The organism is Pseudomonas sp. GW823-FHT04A03, from assembly GCF_058796615.1.
Window position 1 is genome coordinate 66303 of sequence record NZ_JBXAIV010000003.1, and the last position, 19256, is coordinate 85558.

Sequence of the window (19256 nt, forward strand, 5' to 3'; positions counted from 1 at the left end):
ACGGACCCGTATTGAAATTTTAAATGGACATAAAAAAACCGACGCCAGAGGCGTCGGTTTTCAGTAGCAGATCGTTCAGATTACATCAGGTCATCTGAATGATGGTCTGCATGATGGTGCTCTGCGTCGAGATGGTCTTGGCGTTCGCCTGATAGTTGCTCTGGCCCTTGATCAGGTCCACCAGTTCGTTGGTCAGGTTAACGTTCGACTCTTCCAGCGAGTTGGACACAACCTCACCCAGCGTGCCGGTTTTCGGCGCGTCGTAACCCGGGATACCCGAAGCGAAAGTCTCTTTCCAGCTGGTACCACCGACGGCCTGCAGGCCTTGTTCGTTGGTGAAGCTGGCCAGCGCAACCTGGCCGATGGCCTTGCTCTGGTTGTTGCTGAAGTTGGCGAACAGCGTACCGGTGCCGTCGATGGTCAGGTTGGTGATCTGGCCAGTGGCATAACCATCCTGAGTCGGGATCGAACGGGCGGTGTCAGCGTTGTACTGAGTGGTCTTGGCCATGGAAATGGTGATGCCAGCCGGGTTTGCCGATGCGCCGTTAGGTGTAAAGACACCGTTGGTCACTGTACCTGGCTTCCAGTTTTTCAGGATCAGGTCACTGCTGATGATCGGGACGCCAGGATTCGCCGGATCAGGGGTGCTGATCTGAGTCAGTTTGCCGGCGGAGTCGAAGGTCATGGTGGAAGCCACCGGCGCGGTGAGTTTCGGGTCGCTACCGGTCGCATCCGGATTACGGCCGTCTACCAGGGTGTAGACCTTCCAGGTATTGGCACCCGTCTTCACCACATACTGGTCCATGTCGTGCTTGTTACCCTGAGAGTCATAGATCGGGGTAGTGAACGACTTGGTGTAGGTCTCAAGCTTGGTAGGGTCGAACTTGCCGGCCGCAACGGTATCGTCGATCACGGGAGCCGTCGAGTTCAGGTTGATAGTCGAGGTCACCAGCGAGCTCGATTTCGGCGCCAGGTTCGAGGTGTCGATCTTCAGGTCGGTCAACACGCCGTTGATGATCTTGCCGTTGGTATCCACACCGTAACCTTGCAGGCGCGAGGTGTAGTCGGTGTTGGTGATGTAGCCGTTGTTGTCGACCTTGAACGTACCGGCACGGGTGTAGGAGACCGAGCCGTTGTTGCTCATGGTGAAGAAGCCGGAGCCGTTGATGCCCATGTCCAGCACGTTGCCGGTGTTGTTGATGTCACCCTGGGTGAACTGCTGGGAAACGTTGGCCAGGCGCACACCGTTACCGATGACCTTGCTGCCGCTGCCCAGACGAGTCGACGAATAGACGTCTTCGAACTCCGCGCGGGAGGATTTGAAACCGGCGGTCGCGACGTTGGCGATGTTGTTGCCGGTCACGTCCAGTTGCTTGTTGGCTGCATAGAGACCGCTAAGGCCGATATTGAAAGACATATTCCACTCCTTTGTGCCGGTTAGTCGGCTCTATATACCAATGGTTTGTACTTTGGACAGGGCTACGGTGCCCTTGCCGGACAGGTTGAGCATCAGCTCGCCACCGGTCTGGCTGATCGTCACGCTGGTGACCGTGGCTGGCAGGTAGGTCGCCAGGTCGGTCGCGGTACCGTTGATCGAGGCGTTGGCCTTGACGGTGTAGGTACCGGTTTTCACCAGGTTGCCGTCCTTGTCCTTGCCGTCCCAGGTGAAGCTCGCATTGCCTGCGGCGCGGCTACCCAGGTCGATAGTGCGAATGGCGGTGCCGCTGCTGTCGGTGATGGTGACGGTACCGCCAGCAATCGACGACGGAACGGTGACCGAACCGGTCATGCCTTTGCTCGGATCGTCGAGCTGAACCGTGTTGGTCTGCACGATCACGTTGCGACCGACCAGCGACGAAGCCTGCAAGGCTTGCGACGAGTTGTAGTTGCCGGCCAGCGAACTCACGGTGCTGTTGAGGGTGGTGATCCCCTCAAGGCTGCTGAACTGCGCCAACTGGGCAACGAATGCGCTGTTGTCCTGCGGGTCGAGCGGGTTCTGGTTCTTCAGCTGGGTCACCAGCAGTTGCAGGAACGCATCCTTTCCCAGCGCCTGGCCGCCGGTCGCGCTGTTGGTGGCCGAAGCAATGCCGCCGGTGGTGGTGCTACTGGTCTTCTTCGAAGAGTTGGCCAGTATGTCCTTCATCGTCAGGCTGCTGGTGGTATCGGAAACACTCATGGCAGTCGCCCCTTATCACTGACCGAGGGTCAGTACTTTCTGCATCATGGTTTTGGCGGTGTTCATCATTTCAGCGTTGGTCTGGAACGACCGGCTCGCGGAAATCATGTCAGCCATTTCTTCCACCACGTTGACGTTCGGGTAGTAGACGTAGCCCTTGGCATCGGCCGCCGGATGGTTCGGCTCGTAGCGCGCTTCGAGGTTGCTCTGGTCTTCGACCACGCCCATGACCTGCACACCCTGACCGGCAGCGTCCTGGTTCTGGAACAGCGAATTGCCGCCGCCGCTCTGGCCGCCCTGGAACATGGTGGCGAACACCGGGTGACGGGCACGGTAGGTCTGGTCGATGCTCGACGAGACGGTCTCGGCGTTGGCGATGTTCGAAGCCACGGTGTTGAGACGGGTGGTCTGGGCGCTCATGCCGCTGCCGGCAATGTTGAAAACGCTGGACAGGGACATGGATTACTCTCCGCGCAGGGCTGACACCAGCCCTTTGAATTTGCTGTTGAGCAGGGTGAAGCTGGCCTGGAAGCCGACGGCGTTTTCCGCGTAGTTCGACTGTTCCAGTTGGGCGTCAACGGTGTTCTGGTCGATCGACGGCTGCATCGGCGTGCGATACATCAGCGACTCGTCGCCATTGCCCAGGCCTTCAGCTTCGATGTGACGGCTGTTGGTCATGTTCAGGGCGATGGTGCCGTTGGCGTTCTTCTGGCTCTGTGCTTCGAGCACTTTGGAGAACTCCAGATCCCGCGCCTTGTAGTTCGGGGTGTCGGCGTTGGCGATGTTGTTGGCCAGCACTTCGGCACGCTGGGCGCGGAAGCCCAGAGCCTTTTCGTGAATGCCGAGCGCTTTGTCGAAGCTGATGCTCATGTCGGGAACCTTCAGGTGACCGGATTTTTCGTAACAGGGTTATAGCAAGCGTCGTGCCAGTTTGAGAAAGCCCCGGATTACGGGGCTTTGCGTGGAAACGGCAACGCGGCAATGCCAGAAAAGCGGCAACCGGTTTCCGCCGGATGCCGCTTTTCTGCCGCCGCCTGCCACCGTCAAAACCTTCAGGCATAAAAAAACGGGAGCCCCTGAGGACTCCCGTTTCTTGTGTTGCCGGTCTTGATCACTTCGCCTGGTAGATGATCCCCGGGCTGCACTGAACCATCTGGTAATGATCAGGCAGACCGTTCAGCGCCTCGGAAGCGCCAAGGAACAGATAACCGCCCGGCTTCAGCGTGCTGTGAATGCGCAACAGGATGTCCTTCTTCACCTCGGCGGAGAAGTAGATCAGCACGTTGCGGCAGAACACGATGTCGAACTTGCCAAGGCTTGCGTAGCTGTCGAGCAGGTTGAACGAGCGGAATTCCACCCGGTTCTTGATCGGCGCCTTGATCACCCAGCGACCCGGCCCTTTCGGGTCGAAGTAGCGCTGCAGACGATCGGCGGACAGACCGCGACCGATCGCCAGGCTGTCGTACTCGCCGGTCTTGCAGTTGGTCAGCATGCTGCCGGACAGATCGGTGGCAACGATCTGCACGCCCATCTTCAACTGGCCGATGTTGGTTCGTTCGAACTCGTCGATCGACATCGACAGCGAATAGGGTTCCTGACCCGACGAGCACGCCGCCGACCAGATCCGCAGACGCTGGCCGGGAGCGGCCTTGATCGCCTCGGGCAGCACCTTGTTCTTCAAGACTTCAAACGGATAGGTGTCGCGAAACCACAGGGTTTCGTTGGTCGTCATGGCATCGACCACCTGCTCGCGCAAACCGCTGCGCGGCTGGGTCTGGATGCGCTGAACCAGCTCACCCAGGGACTTGATGCCTTGCTGCTCCATCAGTTTGTTGAGACGGCTCGACACCAGGTACTGCTTGTTTTCACCGAGCAAAATGCCACAGGCTTTTTCCAGGAAGACCCGGAACTGTTCGAAATCCAAATTACCCGTAGACAAATGATGCCGCCTCTTAAATCGTGTTGAACGCCAGGGGCAGAAGGCCCTTAGCTGATATCTGCTGCTTTGATCCGGTCGACTACCCGGGATGCCAGGTCATCAGGACGGAATTTGGCCAGGAAGTCATCGGCACCGACTTTCTTGACCATCGCCTGATTGAACACACCCGACAACGAAGTATGCAGGATGATATGAAGCTTTTGCATGCGAGGGTCGCTGCGGATCTCGGCCGTCAGGGTGTACCCGTCCATCTCCGGCATTTCGATGTCGGAGATCATCATCAGGAACTCTTCTTCCGGCTTCTTGCCCTCGTCGACCAGCTTGCGCAGGTAATCCAGCGCCTGCTTGCCGTCGTTCAACGCCACCACTTCGACACCGACCGTCTGCAGGCAACGCGTTACCTGCTTGCGCGCCACCGACGAGTCATCGACCGTCAGCACCCGCAGCGACAACGCCTTGCTCTGGGTCTCGACATCCACCACGCCGACCGAAATCGCTTCCGGGGTCGGCGCAACTTCCGCCAGCACCTTCTCGACGTCGATGATTTCGACTAACTGATTGTCGACCCGAGTCACAGCGGTCAGGTAATGATCGCGTCCGGTGCCCTTGGGCGGCGGATGAATCTCTTCCCAGTTCATGTTCACGATACGTTCCACCGAGCGCACCAGGAAACCCTGGGTCTTGGTGTTGTATTCCGTGATGATCACGAACGGACTGTTCTTGTCTTTCAAAGCACCGGAGCCGGTCGCCATCGCCAGATCAAGGATCGGAATGGTCGCCCCCCGGATATTCGCCACCCCGCACACGACAGGACTGGACTTGGGCATCAGCGTCAGTTGCGGGCATTGCAGCACTTCCCGAACCTTGAACACGTTGATCCCGTAGAGCTGCTGGCCGTCGAGACGGAACAACAACAGCTCCAGGCGATTCTGCCCCACCAGTTGCGTGCGCTGGTTCACCGAATCCATTACACCAGCCATGCCCAGACTCCTACACCAACGCCAAGTGTTGTTGCGACGCACATTCATTGCTAAACGGCACGGCGCTTGCTTTTTAACTCGTATGAACGCTCAAACGACATTTTTCCGACGCCTGACATCTCCCCTCCGCAGAGGGCTTTGCGCGATGTCCGCCGTTTGCCTGTTTTTCGCTGGCAGCCCTGCCTTTGCTGATGCGGTTACCTTGCCTGACATGCTTATCGGCGTCACTCAGGGCTTTCTTGAATTCACCGTAGAAGACTATCTGGCTACCAGTCAAACGGAAGGCCGTTATGAAATCGAGGTCAACCAGCTCGATCCACGCATGCGCATGCCTATGTGCGACAAGGAATTGACAGCGTCGCTGGAGAGTCCGGCACGTCCCCTGGGCCGTGTCACGGTCAAGGTCCGCTGCGAGGGCGCCTCCCCCTGGACGGTGTTCGTACCCGCTCAAGTCCGCCTGTTTCGCGAGATTGTCACCACCACTCGCCCGCTCAAACGCGCCGGCATCATCGAGCCTCAGGACGTGACCTTGCGCGAGCGCGACGTCAGCACGATCAATCAGGGTTTCCTGACGTCGGTGGATGAGGCCATCGGCCAGAAATTGACCCGACCAACGGTAGCCGATCAAGTCATCACCCTGGTGCATCTGGAACAGGCGGAAGTGGTGCGCAAGGGCGATCAAGTGGTGATCACCGCCCGCAGCGGCACCCTCGCCGTGCGGATGCCGGGCGAAGCCCTGTCGAACGGTGGCCTGAAAGAACAGATTCGCGTGAAGAACCTCAATTCCCAACGGGTCATCAAGGCGCAGGTTGTGGCGCCCGGCCAGGTGGAAGTGGCCATGTGAGCGGCGATGTGAGCGGCTGTATGAACGGATATTTGAAAAGCCCCTGAGTAACCAGGCAGAAAACTGGCGCTGACCAGAGCTGTTCCCTAAACTGTGCCGCAGCAGGATCTGCAACGGCGCATGCAAGCTCATTGCTAAATGAGCCTAAAGTTTTCCAGGGGATGGCCGAGAACATGGCAAGCGTCCAAATTCCCAGAGGTTTTTAACATGGTCATCGATTTCAGCCGTTTGAACAGCTCCTCGTCACTTACGGGCAGTACACGTACCAGCAACGCCAAGGAAACCGCCGAAACCGGCACCTCTGCGCCGCTGAATACTCCGGCCGAACAGGCCAGTGCCGCAAAAAGCGGGGAATCGGTACACCTCAGCAATGAGGCTCAACAGTTGCAGAAGGTCACTGACAAGCTGCGCGATCAGCCTGCCGTCGACAAAGCCCGCGTGGCCGAGTTGAAAGCAGCGATTGCCGATGGCAGCTACAAGGTCGACAGCAACCGTGTAGCCAGCAAACTGCTTAATTTCGAAGCCCAGCGCTAGGCCTCGGTCAGCGCCAGGCTTTTGGACGCTTAAAACCCAAGGCCAGCCATGCACGACACTAATTTATTGCAACTGATCACCGACGATTTTGCTCCAGCTCAACAATTGCTGGAGTTACTGCAAACCGAGTCCATCGCTTTGCACGGTCGCGACATGCCTCTGCTGGAAGAAATTCTGGCGCGCAAGCAGGCATTGATCATTCTGCTCGAACAGCATGGCCGCAAGCGCAGCGAAATCCTCGCCAGTCTCAATCTGTCGCTCGACCGCGCAGGCCTGGAACAACTGGCCAGCCAGTCGAGCATCGGCGACCAGTTGCTCAGCCAGAGCGATGTCCTGACCGACCTGATTGCCCAGTGCCAGGCGGCCAACGTCAAGAACGGCCAGTCGATCATCATGCAGCAGGCCGCTACGGCCAATCAGCTGAAAATCCTCACCGGCGGCGAGCCTCCAGCGCTCTACGATGCCAGCGGCACCTTCTCCAAACTGCAGAAACCACGCGCGCTCAGCCAGGCGTGATGCTTTCTTCTATGCTTGCGCCCTATCAACGTGCGAAACATGCTGGCAAAATACTGGCCAGCCGTAGTCAAATTTTGTCTGGAGATTGATTTAACGTGTCCAACGATGACGCTCCGCAGCCCCCAAAGGTGCTCACCACGCCCCTGGAGATCTCCAGCAATCTGCGCCAGCTGCAAGAGAGCCACGATCCGCTGATCATTACGTTCCACGAGCGCAGCCAGCGCTTCCAGAGCTACCTGATTGAAGTCGATCGCGAAAACGGTTCGATCAAGCTTGATGAAATGATCCCGCGCGACGGCGAACGTTTTCTGGAAGCAGGCGAACCGTTCAAGGTTGAGGGTTTTCATGATGGCGTGCGCATTGCCTGGGAATGCACAGGGACGCTGAGCATCAAAGACTCCGACGGCGACCGCTTCTACACCGGCGACCTGCCCACCGAAGTGGTTTATCACCAGCGCCGCAACGCCTTTCGCGCCGCACTGAAACTGACCGACCTGGTCAGCGTCGTGCTCGGCGGCGAAAAGCTCAAGGCACCGCTGGATGGCAAATTGCTGGACATCTCGGCCACGGGTTGCAAGCTGCGCTTTGAAGGCGATATCACCGACCGCCTGCAATTGGGCCAGGTCTATGATCGCCTGATCGCCGCACCGCTGTTCGGCAATCAACCGGTATCGGTCGAGCTGCGTTACCTGCACTTCGAAGAAAAACTCAACATCACCTTCGCCGGCCTGCGCTTTCACAACATCAGCGGCCCGGCGGCCCGCAACGTCGAGCGTTTCGTTTATCAACTGCAACGCGAAGCGCGTCGGTTCGATAAAGACGATCTCTGATCGGCAGGCATGAAAAACGGGCAGTCACTGCGGTGACTGCCCGTTTTTTTATGCCTGAATCAAAGTTTGGCGGGAGTGATGTCCGGCCCTTCGCCCTCGACTGTCGAGTGGGCTGGCGCGGCAGATTCCGGCTCCGGTTCAGGCTCTGGAGCGACCGTATTCTGCATCTGCTCCTGCACCACTTGCTCATCAACCCGCGGGTCAAGCGCAGCCACCAGCGGCGAACTGGACATGCTGTCCGGCATCGCCACGTGATGCAGCGGTGCATCGTCGACCTGGTGCAGATTGGTCACGGCTTTCGGCCGGATCCGCCAGACCAGCACCAGCGCGAAAAAGGTGAAGAACGCATACAGGCTCTGCGGCCCGAACAGCTTCATCAGCACCCCGGCCGCCAGCGGCCCGATACTCGCCCCCACGCCGTAAGTCACCAGCAGCATCGCCGTCAGTGACACCCGGCGCTCGCCTTCGACGTGGTCGTTGGAGAACGCCACCGCCAACGGGTACAGGCAAAACTGCACCAGCGAGCAGAGGAAGCCGACCACGAACAGCACCTCCAGCGGCACCTGCGGCAGAATCGCCAGCGGCAACGCGGCAATCGCCAGGAACAGCGCAAAACAGCGGATCAACAGCGCCCGGTCATAGCGGTCGGACAACCACCCCAGCGGCCACTGCACCACCAGCCCGGCAAAAATGCAGCTACCCATGAACAGACCGACCTGTTCGGTGGACAGCCCCTGCTGCGAGGCATACAACGGCGCCAGACCGTAGAACGAACCGATGATCAGCCCCGCCCCGAGCACCGTACTCAGCGACTGCGGCACGCGCTTGATAAAGAAGCGCGGCTCCATCGGCGCCGGATGCAGCGGTGCCGGGTGAATCCGCCGGGTAAGCGCCACTGGCACCAGACACAGGGCAAAACACAGCGCGACCAGCATCAGCAGTTCCAGGCCAAGGCCCGGGTGCATGACCAGAATCAGCTGACCGAGCACCAGCCCCAGATACGAAGCGATCATGTAGCCGCTGAACACCAGACCGCGCTGATTGGCGTCGGCCTGCTCGTTCAGCCAGCTCTCGATGACCATGTACTGGCACATCATGCCGAGGCCGACGATGGTCCGCAGCACCAGCCAGGCCGGCAGCCAGTCCACCAGGCCATGACCGAGCACCGCCGCGCCGACGATCCCGGCACACGCCGAGTAGGCACGGATATGCCCGACCCGGGCAATCAGGCGGTGGCCGATCTTGCCGCCCAGCACCAGACCGAAATAGTTGGCCGCCATCAACGCACCGACCCACAACCCGTCGACATGGTCGGCAGCCAGACGCAAAGCCAGATAAGTAGAAAGAAGGCCCGAGCCGATCAACATCATCAGCGAGGCGAAATACAGCGCTCGAAAGGATTTCCAGATTTGGCGCATCGGCGTTCCGAGCGGCTCCTTGCGGTAAGTATCGGGCTATCAAACGATAGCCCGACGGCGACATTTCGTCAGGCCTGGGCTGCTAGAACACGGCGTTCCCAGGGAGTGATTTCATCAAAGAAACTGGTCAACTCCATGGTCTTCGAAGCGATGTAGCCTTCGATGAACTCCGTACCGAACAGTTCCTTTGCAAGCTGGCTGCGCTTCAGACGTTCGAGCGCCGCGTGCAAGGTACACGGCAGCGAAAGATGGTCCGGCACGTCGAACTCGCCCTGAATCGCTTCGCTTGGCTCAAGCTCATGCTCGATGCCGTACAAGCCGGCGGCCAGGCTTGCGGCGATCGCCAGATACGGGTTGGCATCGGCGCCCGGCAAGCGGTTCTCGACCCGACGCGCAACCGGCGAACTGGCCGGAATGCGCAGCCCGGCGGCGCGGTTGTCGTGGGACCAGCAGGCATTGTTCGGCGACGCAAACGGATGGCACAGGCGCTGGTACGAATTGACGTTCGGCGCAAACAGCGCGGTGAAGTCGGCCATGCCGGCCTGCTGCCCGCCGATGAAGTGGCGGAACATCGCAGTCGGCTGACCGTCCGCATCGCTGAACACATTCTTGCCGCTGCCGATTTCGACGATGCTCTGGTGGATGTGCATCGAACTGCCCGGCGTGTGCGCCAGCGGTTTGGCCATGCACACCACAGTCAGGCCGTGCTTGAGTGCGACTTCCTTGAGCAGGTGCTTGAACAGGAAGGTCTGGTCGGCCAGTAGCAGCGGATCGCCGTGCAGCAGGTTGATCTCGAACTGGCTGACGCCCATTTCGTGCATGAAGGTATCGCGCGGTAGACCAAGGGCGGCCATGCATTTATAGACTTCACTGAAGAACGGCCGCAGACCGTTGTTGGAACTGACGCTGAACGCTGAATGACCGTCCTCGCGACGACCGTCGAGGCCGACGGGCGGCTGGAACGGTTGGGTCGGGTCGGTGTTCGGAGCGAATACAAAGAATTCGAGTTCGGTCGCCACCACCGGCGCCAGACCGAGGGCTGCGTAGCGGGCAATGACTTTCTTGAGCTGACCACGGGTCGACAGGTTGGAGCTTTCGCCGGTCAGCTCGTCGGCATCACAGATGGCAAAGGCCCGTGGCTCTTCGCTCCATGGCAACGGGTGAATCTGCGCAGGATCGGCTACCAGCGCCAGATCGCCGTCATCGCTGCCATAGAATTTCGCGGCGGGATAACCGCCCATGATGCATTGCAGCAGCACTCCCCGGGCCAACTGCAAACGCCGCCCTTCGAGGAAGCCCTCGGCGGTCATTACCTTGCCCCGTGGCACGCCGTTCAAATCCGGCGTGACACATTCAATCTCATCAATGCCCGTCAATCGCTGCGCGAGTGAACGCTGGCCATCGGTTGTCATGACGCAATCCTTGTTATTGTGCGAGCCGCGAACGGCGACCCGGACAAAATAGGCTTCGGCTGTTCGGAATATCAAGCAGCAGCCAATAAAAAGAATTCCGGTCGATGAATCCGTGATTCAGGGCAGGTAAATACTGAACACGCCGCCGCCCAACGGGCCGCCATTACGGATCTCGGTCCGGCCGCCAACACCGTTGCGCTGATGCAGCGCAGCGATGCGTCCGGCGAAGTACAGACCGAGGCCGGTACTGCCGCTGCTGTGATTGATGCCCTGCATGTAATCGGCCTGGCGCTCGAGCATTTCGGCCGGGTAACCGTCGCCGTCATCATTGATGCTCAGCACCAATTGTCCGGCTTCGTCGCTGACAGTGATCAGCAGCGATTCACGTGCGTAGCGGATCGCGTTGTTGATGCAGTTACCCAGCACCGAGGCGATCAGTTCACGATCGAAGAACCCCAGAGGACTGAGCGGATCGACTTCGTAAGTAGCGAGGATTCCACGACTGGCGAACACTTCCTGATGCGCCGCCAGTTGCGCCTCGATGAAATCGTCCAGCTCGTGATAGGCCGGCTGCAACGGCATCTGATTGACCCCGAGCTTGTACAGCCCGAGCAACTGCACCAGCATGCCGTTGAGATGGGCGAACTCGAAGTCGATCACGCCTTGCTCCGGCACCTTTCGCTGATCCTCGGGCAGACGCGCCAGCCATTGGCTGTGGGCCTGCATCAGCATCGCCAGAGAGTTCTTCATGTCGTGCACGGTGGAGGCGATCACCGTGGAAAAGTCCAGTGCCTGCTCGTCTTGGTTCATTCGCCAAACGCCTTGCTTTTCAGCTTCTGATAACGCGGATAACGCGCGTCGGTGTCGGGCATCAGGCCGACCAGTTTCAGGCAGGCCCGACATTCTTCCAGCTCCGCCGACGGCACATTGGTGTCGGTGCCGTGCAGCAGCGACTGGGCCATGTTCAGCGCAATACTGATGTTCTTCGGTTGCATCTTCAGCGCCTTGCGGAACACCTCGCGGGCCTCCACCAGGTTGCCGGTCTTGTACACGCGCACGCCCTGACGGTTGAGGTCGGCAGCCGCGTTACTGGAGCTGAGAATAGTCGGGTCGTCGGTGAGCTTGGCGATGTCTTTCATCACCGTCGGGTCATCGCCGTAGATTTCCGCACAGCTCTTGAGCATCGAAGTGCCCGCCTCGGCCTGGCCGAGCATCTGCAACTGCTTGGCGACCAGCAGCGCAGCCTCGGGACTCATGAACTGCTCCATGCCGTCGAGACGCATCAGCGCTTGCTCGGTGAGTTTCTCGGCGGTCTCGGCATCGTTGAGCAACAGGCTTGTGGCCTTCATCAGACGCGCGCGAATCTGCAGGCCCGGATCGCTCGGGTTTTCCTTGGCCACCGCACTGAGGGTGGTGTTGATCTCCAGCCGCGTGCGAGTGTCGAGACCTTTCTCGCTGCCCTTGCTGATCAGCGCATGGGCCAGACCCAGATTGCTCTCCGGGTCCTTGAAGCGCGACTGCGCCCCCTGAGACACGGCCTGACGGTAGGCTCGCGACGCCGTGTCGAAATCCTCGTTGGCCATCGCCAGTTTGCCGAGCAGAGCCTGCCGACGCACCGCCAGCGGCGATAGACGAATCGCCTCTTCCAGTGTCCGTTGCGCACCCTTGGTATCGCCCTCGGCCACAAGGACATCGGCCATGCCGTCGTACAGCGCCGGCATCATCGGGAAGACCTTCAGGGCTTTTTCATACACACCTTTGGCCTGAGCCACCTGACCGCGCTTGAACAGCAACTTGCCAAGGCCGGCAAATGCCCACGGCAGCGGCCGGTCGGCGATGATGCTGTCATACAGCCGCTCCAGCGCTTCGTTCTGGTTCATGTCGCGCAAGGCGTCGGCGCGGTAACGCAGGCACAGCGGCGAATAGCGGATGTCCTGCTTGCACAGGGCAATGCAGGCGTTGAGCACCTCGACCGGTTTGCCACGATCAAGGGCTTGCAGAATCGGCTTGAGCAGGGTCTTGCGCTGCTCCAGACGCTCCAGACGCTGGGCCAGACCGATCCGGTTGAACGGCTTGGTCAGATACGCGTCCGGCTCATGCTCCAGCGCACTGAGCACCATCGCCTGACTGGTCTCGGCCGTGACCATCACGAACACCGCCTCGTGGCTGATCAGCTTCTCCATCATCAGGTCTTCCAGCACCTGCTGACCGTTCTTCTTGCCGTCACCGAGGTGGAAGTCCTGAAGGATGAAATCGTAGGACTTCTGCGCGCACATTTTCAGCGCCTGCTCACCGGTGTCGGCGGTGTCCACATCCTTGACGCCCAACTCGCGCAACATCGAACGCACGGAACTGCGGAAATCCGAGAAATCATCGACGATCAGAAAACTCTTTTGGTGATACGACAGCATCGAGGATTTCCAGGCAATTGAAGAGGATGGACCATTTTCAGGCGCGCAGATGATAGCTGCCGGCCAAATGCTATCAAGCGATTTCGCGCGACTCTGAAGTCACCGAATGGGTTATCGGCCGGATCAGCGGTTCTCTTGAAGCGAGGGTTCAAGAATCGTTGCGCAAGGATTACCCTGCGCGGCGCTTCTCATCTTCCAACGACAAAGGATTCATCGTGTACATCAAGGGACGCTACATCGTGTCGGCCTGTGCGCTGCTGTTTTTTCAGCAGGCACAGGCGAGCGGAATGGACTGCACAAAGGCTGTGAGTGTTGTGGAGAACGCGATTTGCGCGGACAAGCCGCTGTATGAGCTGGATGCGCAGATGGGGACGGCTTATCGGAGTTTGATGAAGGCGGTACCGGCGCAGGCGGAAGTGAAAAGGGCCCAGCTTCAGTGGCTGAAGGAGCGTGATCGATGTGGCGAGGAGGTCAGTTGCCTGAGCCAGCGTTATCAGGATCGTTTGCAGATTCTGAACGCGCAGTGGATTGCTGCACTGGCTTACCAGCCAGACGACACTGATAAACAAGCAATGGCCGATCTGCAGCAACGAATTCAGGAGATGAGCAAGAACCACCCCGAGTTTGCACTGGAACGAACCCTTGAATCTCTGCGGACCAAAACCACTGAGACTTCATTCTCTGGTGAGACCGACGAAGATGACCAAACCCTCTTTCCGACGACCCGGCCTAAAAATGTTACGAAGGACGAGTGGAAGGCGCTGACCGCCTCGGATATCACCGGAGCGGTCGATTTCGGACAGACCTCATACACCCTGATGGATCTGGACGGCGATGAACAACGCGATCTGATCGTGTCGACTTATGCCGGCGGCACGGGGTTGTTCACTTACACGGAAACTTACCGTCGCACTCAAGACCGATTCATCCGAAGAGCCGTTGCGCTCGGCCCTGAAAAGAGCGCCGAGAGTTATCTTTTTTACACCAATGACCGAGGTGCAAACCAATCCAACGAATGGATCAAGCTCAACGGCAAAGTGTATGCGGCCTATCGCAACGGAGCCTACGCTGTTGATCAGGTCTACTTGCTCAACCCTCTGAAAATCAACAGCGACGTTCCCACCTTAACGGTGACTTACCGGTATGACCTCGATGTGCCCCACACGCAGCACAAAGAAGATGGTTCAACTGCCTACATGCTCGAGCCAACTCTGCGCCAGACGCTCAATCAGGCGCTGGCAAAACTGAACGAAGGCGATTCCGCGAAAGCCACTACTCAGAAGAGTCCGCTCTGCCCCATTCCTCCAGAGGGAGCCGGGGAGAACGATTACTACAGTTATGGCCCGACGCATTACACCATCGAAATGGTGGCCGATTTACCCGTGATCATCGGAAGCGATTGCTACATCGGGGCATTGGTTGACTGGTTTGGCAATTACAGCGAAAACGGAGGGCTTTCAGCACAACTGGCACTGCGTAAACCGGACTCAGAAGAGGGTGGGCGCACTTACGAAGTCAATGGACGTCGACATCTGACCGGGGTAAGCACTTCAATTGGAAAAGTCGAGCCGGATGACGGGATCTAGCCTTTGGCGTCCTGGACCGGCCAGCAAAAAAGCCCCGCCAGATTAATCTGAGCGGGGCTTTTCAATAGATGGTGTCCCAGGGCAGGTTCGAACTGCCAACCTTCCCCTTAGGAGGGGGATGCTCTATCCAATTGAGCTACTGGGACACAGGACTGTCGGTGCGACAGACGGCGTGCATGTTAACGGCCGGGCCCTGATTTGTCATGTCGTCCGCAGGGCTTTTTAAGTGTAGGCAGGCGCCTTGCAAGGGTGCCGGATGTTTTACCGTGCAATTTGCATCGCCGCAAAAAGCCATCATTGCAGAATGCAATGCCCTCTCTTCGAAAAACCCTCTTAAATGCTTGTTTTTAAAGGACTTAACAGCGGTTAGACTATTGGCACGACGGCTGCTTTACCGGTTCTTATACAAGAACAATCGGAGACTCGTCTCATGAACAGCGCCCTCGTGTTCGCAAACGCAATCGCACTGGCCGTCCTGGTGGGCTTTCACTTCGTCCCCGAGGACAACGAGAAAGTGGCCGGGCGCATGCCGCATTACCTGCAAGTGCAGAAGGCGCCGCAATGGGCTGTGTTGAGCGATCAGAGCTTCGCCCCGCAAGCGGTCAGCGAGTCTGAACAGGCGTTGCCGGCGCATTCGACTGAACGTCTGGTTTTTTGAAATATCTTCAGGAGTACAGCATGTCCAAGTCAGCTGCAGGATTTCTGATCCTCGCCTTATTGAGTGGCCTCGGGCATTTTTCGCTGTTCGAGGAAACCGAAATATCCCTGCCCCTGATCGGTTGCGGCGTCTTCTCGGCGCTGTTCGTATTGGCGCTGGTGGCCGGGCGCAAGATCAAGTTTGATCCGGTATTGCGCTGAACCTGACCAGCTCCAGCAAATGATTGACGGCGTCGGCCAGGTCGCCCGAGTTGTCGATCAGGTGCACAGGGCTGTCGGTTGAACGCCTGTCCTTGAACAGCGTGTTACGGGCCAGCCTCGCATCGATCTGCTCAAGCGTCTCCCGGCCACGCCGGAGCAGGCGCTCACGCAAGACGCTATCTCGCACTGTCAGCAACACCGGCACCAGCGTCGGGTAGCTTTCCAGCGCTTGCCGAAGGTTCGCCCGAGAGCCGTTCACCAGGACGTGCTTACCCGTTTTCAACCATTGGTCCATTTCCACCGGAATCCCGTAGGCGAGACCATTGGCCTCCCACGCCAGCGAAAACTCGCCAGCGCGCTGACGCTTCTCGAACTCCTGGGGCGTCACGCCGATCGCATCCTCGCCCACGGATTCGGCCGAACGGGTGATCACTCGCCTGATAATTTCGCAGTTCAGCGCCCGTAAGGGTTCACGAGCAGCCTCGATCAGACTGTCCTTGCCAGAGCCGGAAGGTCCCATGAGGTAAATCAGCCTGCCATCCATCCTGAAAACGCCCTCCGGTGGGCATTTGCCCCTAGTAAATCGGCCATTTGCCACTATCCTGTACAAGGTAAGGAACAACGATTCAACCCGCATAGCATGCACGTTCTGACGCCCTCGGGCATCAGTCGACGTGTTTCAGGACGCGGTCAGCGATACGGACCGATGCTTTCTTTTCAAACCAGTCCACATTTCTGATAATTGGTGCTGGCATTACGCCTTTACCCGGATCAATATTTGTCACAGAATTGACGCCAATGATCTGGCAATTTTGAGGCATGATGCGCGCCTCTAAACAATTCAGGTTGAACCATTTGGCGCGGATGCTTGTCCTACCACACATCCTGCGGCCAATCCCGAGAACCGCTCCCCTGAACTAACCGGTTAAATATATGCGCCCATTGAAACAGGCAATTTATTCCAGCCGTACGGCTGACAAGTTCGTCGTACGTCTGCCAGACGGAATGCGTGAACGCATTGCCGAGGTGGCTCGCAATCATCATCGCAGCATGAACTCCGAGATCATTGCGCGCCTTGAGCAGAGTCTTATTCAGGAAGGTGCACTGGGCGAAGAGCTGAGCATGCGCCTGGACAGCCCGGAGCTGTCGCTACACGAACGCGAATTGCTGCAACGCTTCCGCCAACTCTCCCATCGCCAGCAGAACGCGCTGGTTTCTCTGATCGCCCACGACGCCGAAATGGCCGCAGACGCATCCTGAGTCAAACCGAACATCTCAAGCCAGCATGAATGCTGGCTTTTTTTTGCCTGCGATTCGGGCTTCTTACAGGCGAAAAAAAGCCCGCCAATCGGCGGGCTGTTTTTTATGCAGTCGGTCAGAGCAGGAAAATCGTCGCCAGCCCCAGGAAGATGAAGAAGCCACCACTGTCGGTCATGGCCGTAATCATTACACTGGCGCCCATCGCCGGATCGCGGCCCATCTTGGCCAGGGTCATCGGGATCAACACCCCCATCAACGCAGCCAGCAGCAGGTTCAACGTCATGGCGGCCGTCATCACCACGCCCAACGACCAGCTGCCGTAGAGCAAGTAAGCGACCACACCGATCACACCACCCCAGACCAAGCCATTGATCAACGCCACGGCCAGCTCCTTGCGCATCAGGCGCGAGGTGTTGCCGGTGCTGACCTGATCGAGCGCCATGGCGCGAACGATCATGGTGATCGTCTGGTTGCCGGAGTTACCGCCAATGCCCGCCACGATCGGCATCAGCGCCGCCAGGGCCACCAGCTTCTCGATCGAACCTTCGAACAGACCGATCACCCGCGATGCGACGAATGCCGTGATCAGGTTGATCGCCAACCACGCCCAACGGTTGCGCAGGGATTTCCAGACGGAGGCGAAGATGTCTTCCTCTTCACGCAGACCCGCCATGTTGAGGACTTCGCTTTCGCTCTCCTCACGAATCAGGTCGACCATTTCGTCGATGGTCAGACGGCCGATCAGCTTGCCGTTCTTGTCGACCACCGGGGCCGAGATCAAGTCGTAACGCTCGAACGCCTGAGCAGCGTCGTAGGCGTCTTCATCCGGGTGAAAACTCACCGGGTCACTCGCCATGACTTCGGAAACCTGTTTCTCCGGATCATTGACCAGCAAACGCTTGATCGGCAGCACGCCCTTGAGCACGCCGTCGTAGTCGACCACGAACAGTTTGTCGGTATGGCCCGGCAGCTCTTTGAGGCGGCGCAGGTAACGCAGAACCACTTCGAGACTGACATCCTCACGGATGGTCACCATCTCGAAGTCCATCAGCGCACCGACCTGCTCCTCGTCATACGAGAGAGCCGAACGCACACGCTCGCGCTGCTGCTGATCCAGGGTCTCCATCAGCTCATGGACGACGTCTCGCGGCAGCTCGGAGGCCAGGTCAGCAAGTTCGTCGGCATCCATGTCCTTGGCCGCAGCCAGGAGCTCGTGATCGTCCATGTCGGCGATCAGCGTTTCACGGACGGAATCGGATACTTCGAGAAGAATGTCGCCGTCGCGATCGGCCTTGACCAGTTGCCAGAGCGTCAGACGATCATCCAGCGGCAGGGCTTCAAGAATGTAGGCGACGTCGGCGGAGTGCAGATCATCGAGCTTGCGTTGCAGCTCGACGAGGTTTTGCCGGTGGACCAGGTTCTCGACCCGGTCATGATGCGGGCCTTCCTGGCGATGAGTCAGGTCTTCGACGACCCGCTGGCGCTGCAGCAGCTCGACGACCTGAGCCAGGCGATCCTGCAGGCTTTCCTGTGTTTTCTTTACTTCGATTTCGGACATAGGCGAACTCCACTCCCAGCAGCGGGGCACGCCGGAAGGATCAATCAGTCAATTCATGATTGGTGAAACGGGTTACTGAATAACTACTGGGTAAGTCCATGGAGGTTTTCCATAAGCCCCGGCGGGGCTGACGGGCGCAATGATACACCGCCTGACGGTTTTAAACGTTAAAAAATAGTGGCTGAAACAAGCGCTTGCGAGACAAAGCTGAGCGCTGTCCTGATCCTTCACACTGCGACGACTCATCCTGAAAAGAAAACACACCGGCGGTGAAAAAACTGCCGACTACGCTTGAGGACAATCGTCATGGAGGACGCCGAATGCCATCGAAAACATCCCGATTCATGCTGACCACTCTGCTCTGCCTGCCCGCCATAGGGAGCGCAACAACACTTCATCGCTGCGAAGCTTCTGATGGTCGCGTCACGTTCACCACATTGAGCTGCGCGAACGATGAGCACCTTTCACTGCAGGAAGTTCGCCCCTACTCGCCTGGCTCGACCGTGACACTGATACCCGAAGCCCGGCACGAAGAAATATCCGGTATGAATATCAGAAAGCGAGAAATGGCCGTCGTCGGGCGCACTCACGATAAATGTGGAGATCTGATCGACGCGCGACAGAAGCGTGAAGCAATCATCAATCAACGAATCATCGCCGGCATGAGCCAGCAGGATGTTGAAAGCGCCTTGGGCAAACCCGACAAGGTGAGCATTCGCAATTCGGCAACGAGTTATCGTTACGACCTCAAGCGAGGCCGCAGTGCTCAAATCGATTTTGATGAGAAAGGATGCGTGACGGGAAAAGCCAAATCCCGAACAGCAAAAAGCCCGCGTTAAACGCGGGCTTTTCGGTATATGGTGCACTCGACAGGATTCGAACCTGTGACCGCTCGGTTCGTAGCCGAGTACTCTATCCAGCTGAGCTACGAGTG

General features: G+C 58.4%; 21 protein-coding genes and 1 tRNA gene. 9 read left to right on the top strand and 13 right to left on the bottom strand.

Annotated elements, in window-relative coordinates:
• Window positions 1-85: 85 nt before the first annotated feature.
• The 6 genes from flgE to AC1Q9F_RS10075 all read right to left on the bottom strand — a co-directional run bounded on the left by flgE (window position 86) and on the right by AC1Q9F_RS10075 (window position 5095).
• On the bottom strand, window positions 86-1417 hold the full coding sequence (flgE, locus tag AC1Q9F_RS10050; protein WP_207983682.1) for a flagellar hook protein FlgE: 1332 nt from the start codon (window positions 1415-1417) through the stop codon (window positions 86-88).
• Window positions 1418-1447: 30 nt separating this feature from the next.
• Complete coding sequence (gene flgD, locus AC1Q9F_RS10055; protein WP_207983683.1) at window positions 1448-2176, bottom strand: flagellar hook assembly protein FlgD; 729 nt, start codon at window positions 2174-2176, stop codon at window positions 1448-1450.
• Window positions 2177-2191: 15 nt separating this feature from the next.
• Window positions 2192-2635 carry a flagellar basal body rod protein FlgC gene (gene flgC / locus AC1Q9F_RS10060; protein ID WP_492619994.1) on the bottom strand — a complete coding sequence of 148 codons (444 nt, stop codon included), beginning with the start codon at window positions 2633-2635 and terminating at the stop codon, window positions 2192-2194.
• A gap of 3 nt (window positions 2636-2638) precedes the next feature.
• Complete coding sequence (gene flgB / locus AC1Q9F_RS10065; protein WP_007960328.1) at window positions 2639-3046, bottom strand: flagellar basal body rod protein FlgB; 408 nt, start codon at window positions 3044-3046, stop codon at window positions 2639-2641.
• 241 nt (window positions 3047-3287) lie between these two features.
• Window positions 3288-4115: a protein-glutamate O-methyltransferase CheR gene (cheR, locus tag AC1Q9F_RS10070; protein ID WP_179694059.1), complete on the bottom strand. Its 828-nt coding sequence runs from the start codon at window positions 4113-4115 to the stop codon at window positions 3288-3290.
• Between the two features lie 47 nt (window positions 4116-4162).
• Window positions 4163-5095: a chemotaxis protein CheV gene (locus AC1Q9F_RS10075; protein WP_007960326.1), complete on the bottom strand. Its 933-nt coding sequence runs from the start codon at window positions 5093-5095 to the stop codon at window positions 4163-4165.
• 82 nt (window positions 5096-5177) lie between these two features.
• On the opposite strand from AC1Q9F_RS10075, the gene flgA reads away from it, so the two are divergent.
• From flgA to AC1Q9F_RS10095, 4 genes are all read left to right on the top strand, one after another.
• Window positions 5178-5939 carry a flagellar basal body P-ring formation chaperone FlgA gene (flgA, locus tag AC1Q9F_RS10080; RefSeq protein WP_207986251.1) on the top strand — a complete coding sequence of 254 codons (762 nt, stop codon included), beginning with the start codon at window positions 5178-5180 and terminating at the stop codon, window positions 5937-5939.
• Window positions 5940-6146: 207 nt separating this feature from the next.
• Entirely contained in the window at window positions 6147-6473 is a 327-nt protein-coding gene (flgM, locus tag AC1Q9F_RS10085) for a flagellar biosynthesis anti-sigma factor FlgM (RefSeq protein ID WP_179694058.1), read from the top strand.
• A 48-nt stretch (window positions 6474-6521) separates the two neighbouring features.
• Window positions 6522-6989, top strand: a complete 468-nt coding sequence (locus tag AC1Q9F_RS10090) for a flagella synthesis protein FlgN (RefSeq protein WP_207983685.1) — start codon at window positions 6522-6524, stop codon at window positions 6987-6989.
• 95 nt (window positions 6990-7084) lie between these two features.
• The gene (locus tag AC1Q9F_RS10095) at window positions 7085-7819 is read left to right on the top strand and encodes a flagellar brake protein (protein ID WP_007960322.1); all 735 of its coding nucleotides are present in this window, start codon (window positions 7085-7087) and stop codon (window positions 7817-7819) included.
• Window positions 7820-7878: 59 nt separating this feature from the next.
• On the opposite strand, the gene AC1Q9F_RS10100 is transcribed toward AC1Q9F_RS10095, so the two are convergent.
• The 4 genes from AC1Q9F_RS10100 to AC1Q9F_RS10115 all read right to left on the bottom strand — a co-directional run bounded on the left by AC1Q9F_RS10100 (window position 7879) and on the right by AC1Q9F_RS10115 (window position 13060).
• Entirely contained in the window at window positions 7879-9237 is a 1359-nt protein-coding gene (locus AC1Q9F_RS10100) for an MFS transporter (RefSeq protein ID WP_492619993.1), read from the bottom strand.
• A 68-nt stretch (window positions 9238-9305) separates the two neighbouring features.
• Window positions 9306-10547 carry a glutamine synthetase family protein gene (locus AC1Q9F_RS10105; protein WP_162831797.1) on the bottom strand — a complete coding sequence of 414 codons (1242 nt, stop codon included), beginning with the start codon at window positions 10545-10547 and terminating at the stop codon, window positions 9306-9308.
• Window positions 10548-10766: 219 nt separating this feature from the next.
• Window positions 10767-11459: a sensor histidine kinase gene (locus AC1Q9F_RS10110; RefSeq protein WP_492619992.1), complete on the bottom strand. Its 693-nt coding sequence runs from the start codon at window positions 11457-11459 to the stop codon at window positions 10767-10769.
• A complete protein-coding gene (locus AC1Q9F_RS10115) occupies window positions 11456-13060 on the bottom strand; it encodes a tetratricopeptide repeat-containing response regulator (protein ID WP_207983688.1) in 1605 nt (534 codons plus the stop codon). The genes AC1Q9F_RS10110 and AC1Q9F_RS10115 overlap by 4 nt, the downstream gene beginning before the upstream one ends.
• 158 nt (window positions 13061-13218) lie before the next feature.
• Here AC1Q9F_RS10115 and AC1Q9F_RS10120 point away from each other — a divergent pair, with 158 nt between their 5' ends.
• Window positions 13219-14646, top strand: coding sequence for a lysozyme inhibitor LprI family protein (locus AC1Q9F_RS10120; RefSeq protein ID WP_492619991.1), 1428 nt, complete (start codon window positions 13219-13221; stop codon window positions 14644-14646).
• A gap of 69 nt (window positions 14647-14715) precedes the next feature.
• On the opposite strand, the gene AC1Q9F_RS10125 is transcribed toward AC1Q9F_RS10120, so the two are convergent.
• Window positions 14716-14792, bottom strand: a tRNA-Arg gene (locus AC1Q9F_RS10125).
• A 284-nt stretch (window positions 14793-15076) separates the two neighbouring features.
• Between AC1Q9F_RS10125 and AC1Q9F_RS10130 the strand changes: the two genes are divergently transcribed.
• Together AC1Q9F_RS10130 and AC1Q9F_RS10135 are read left to right on the top strand one after the other, a co-directional pair.
• The gene (locus tag AC1Q9F_RS10130; RefSeq protein ID WP_085701582.1) at window positions 15077-15304 is read left to right on the top strand and encodes a hypothetical protein; all 228 of its coding nucleotides are present in this window, start codon (window positions 15077-15079) and stop codon (window positions 15302-15304) included.
• A gap of 20 nt (window positions 15305-15324) precedes the next feature.
• Complete coding sequence (locus AC1Q9F_RS10135; RefSeq protein WP_007960291.1) at window positions 15325-15504, top strand: PA3371 family protein; 180 nt, start codon at window positions 15325-15327, stop codon at window positions 15502-15504.
• On the opposite strand, the gene phnN is transcribed toward AC1Q9F_RS10135, so the two are convergent.
• Entirely contained in the window at window positions 15479-16048 is a 570-nt protein-coding gene (gene phnN / locus AC1Q9F_RS10140) for a phosphonate metabolism protein/1,5-bisphosphokinase (PRPP-forming) PhnN (protein ID WP_492619990.1), read from the bottom strand. The genes AC1Q9F_RS10135 and phnN overlap by 26 nt on opposite strands.
• Before the next feature lie 389 nt (window positions 16049-16437).
• On the opposite strand from phnN, the gene AC1Q9F_RS10145 reads away from it, so the two are divergent.
• Window positions 16438-16764 (top strand): Arc family DNA-binding protein, encoded by a 327-nt coding sequence (locus AC1Q9F_RS10145; RefSeq protein WP_003178899.1) that lies wholly within the window; start codon window positions 16438-16440, stop codon window positions 16762-16764.
• Between the two features lie 115 nt (window positions 16765-16879).
• Here AC1Q9F_RS10145 and mgtE read toward each other — a convergent pair whose 3' ends face one another.
• Window positions 16880-18322 (bottom strand): magnesium transporter, encoded by a 1443-nt coding sequence (gene mgtE / locus AC1Q9F_RS10150; RefSeq protein WP_007960287.1) that lies wholly within the window; start codon window positions 18320-18322, stop codon window positions 16880-16882.
• Window positions 18323-18642: 320 nt separating this feature from the next.
• Between mgtE and AC1Q9F_RS10155 the strand changes: the two genes are divergently transcribed.
• Entirely contained in the window at window positions 18643-19161 is a 519-nt protein-coding gene (locus AC1Q9F_RS10155) for a cell envelope protein SmpA (protein WP_492619989.1), read from the top strand.
• Window positions 19162-19256 lie beyond the last annotated feature (95 nt).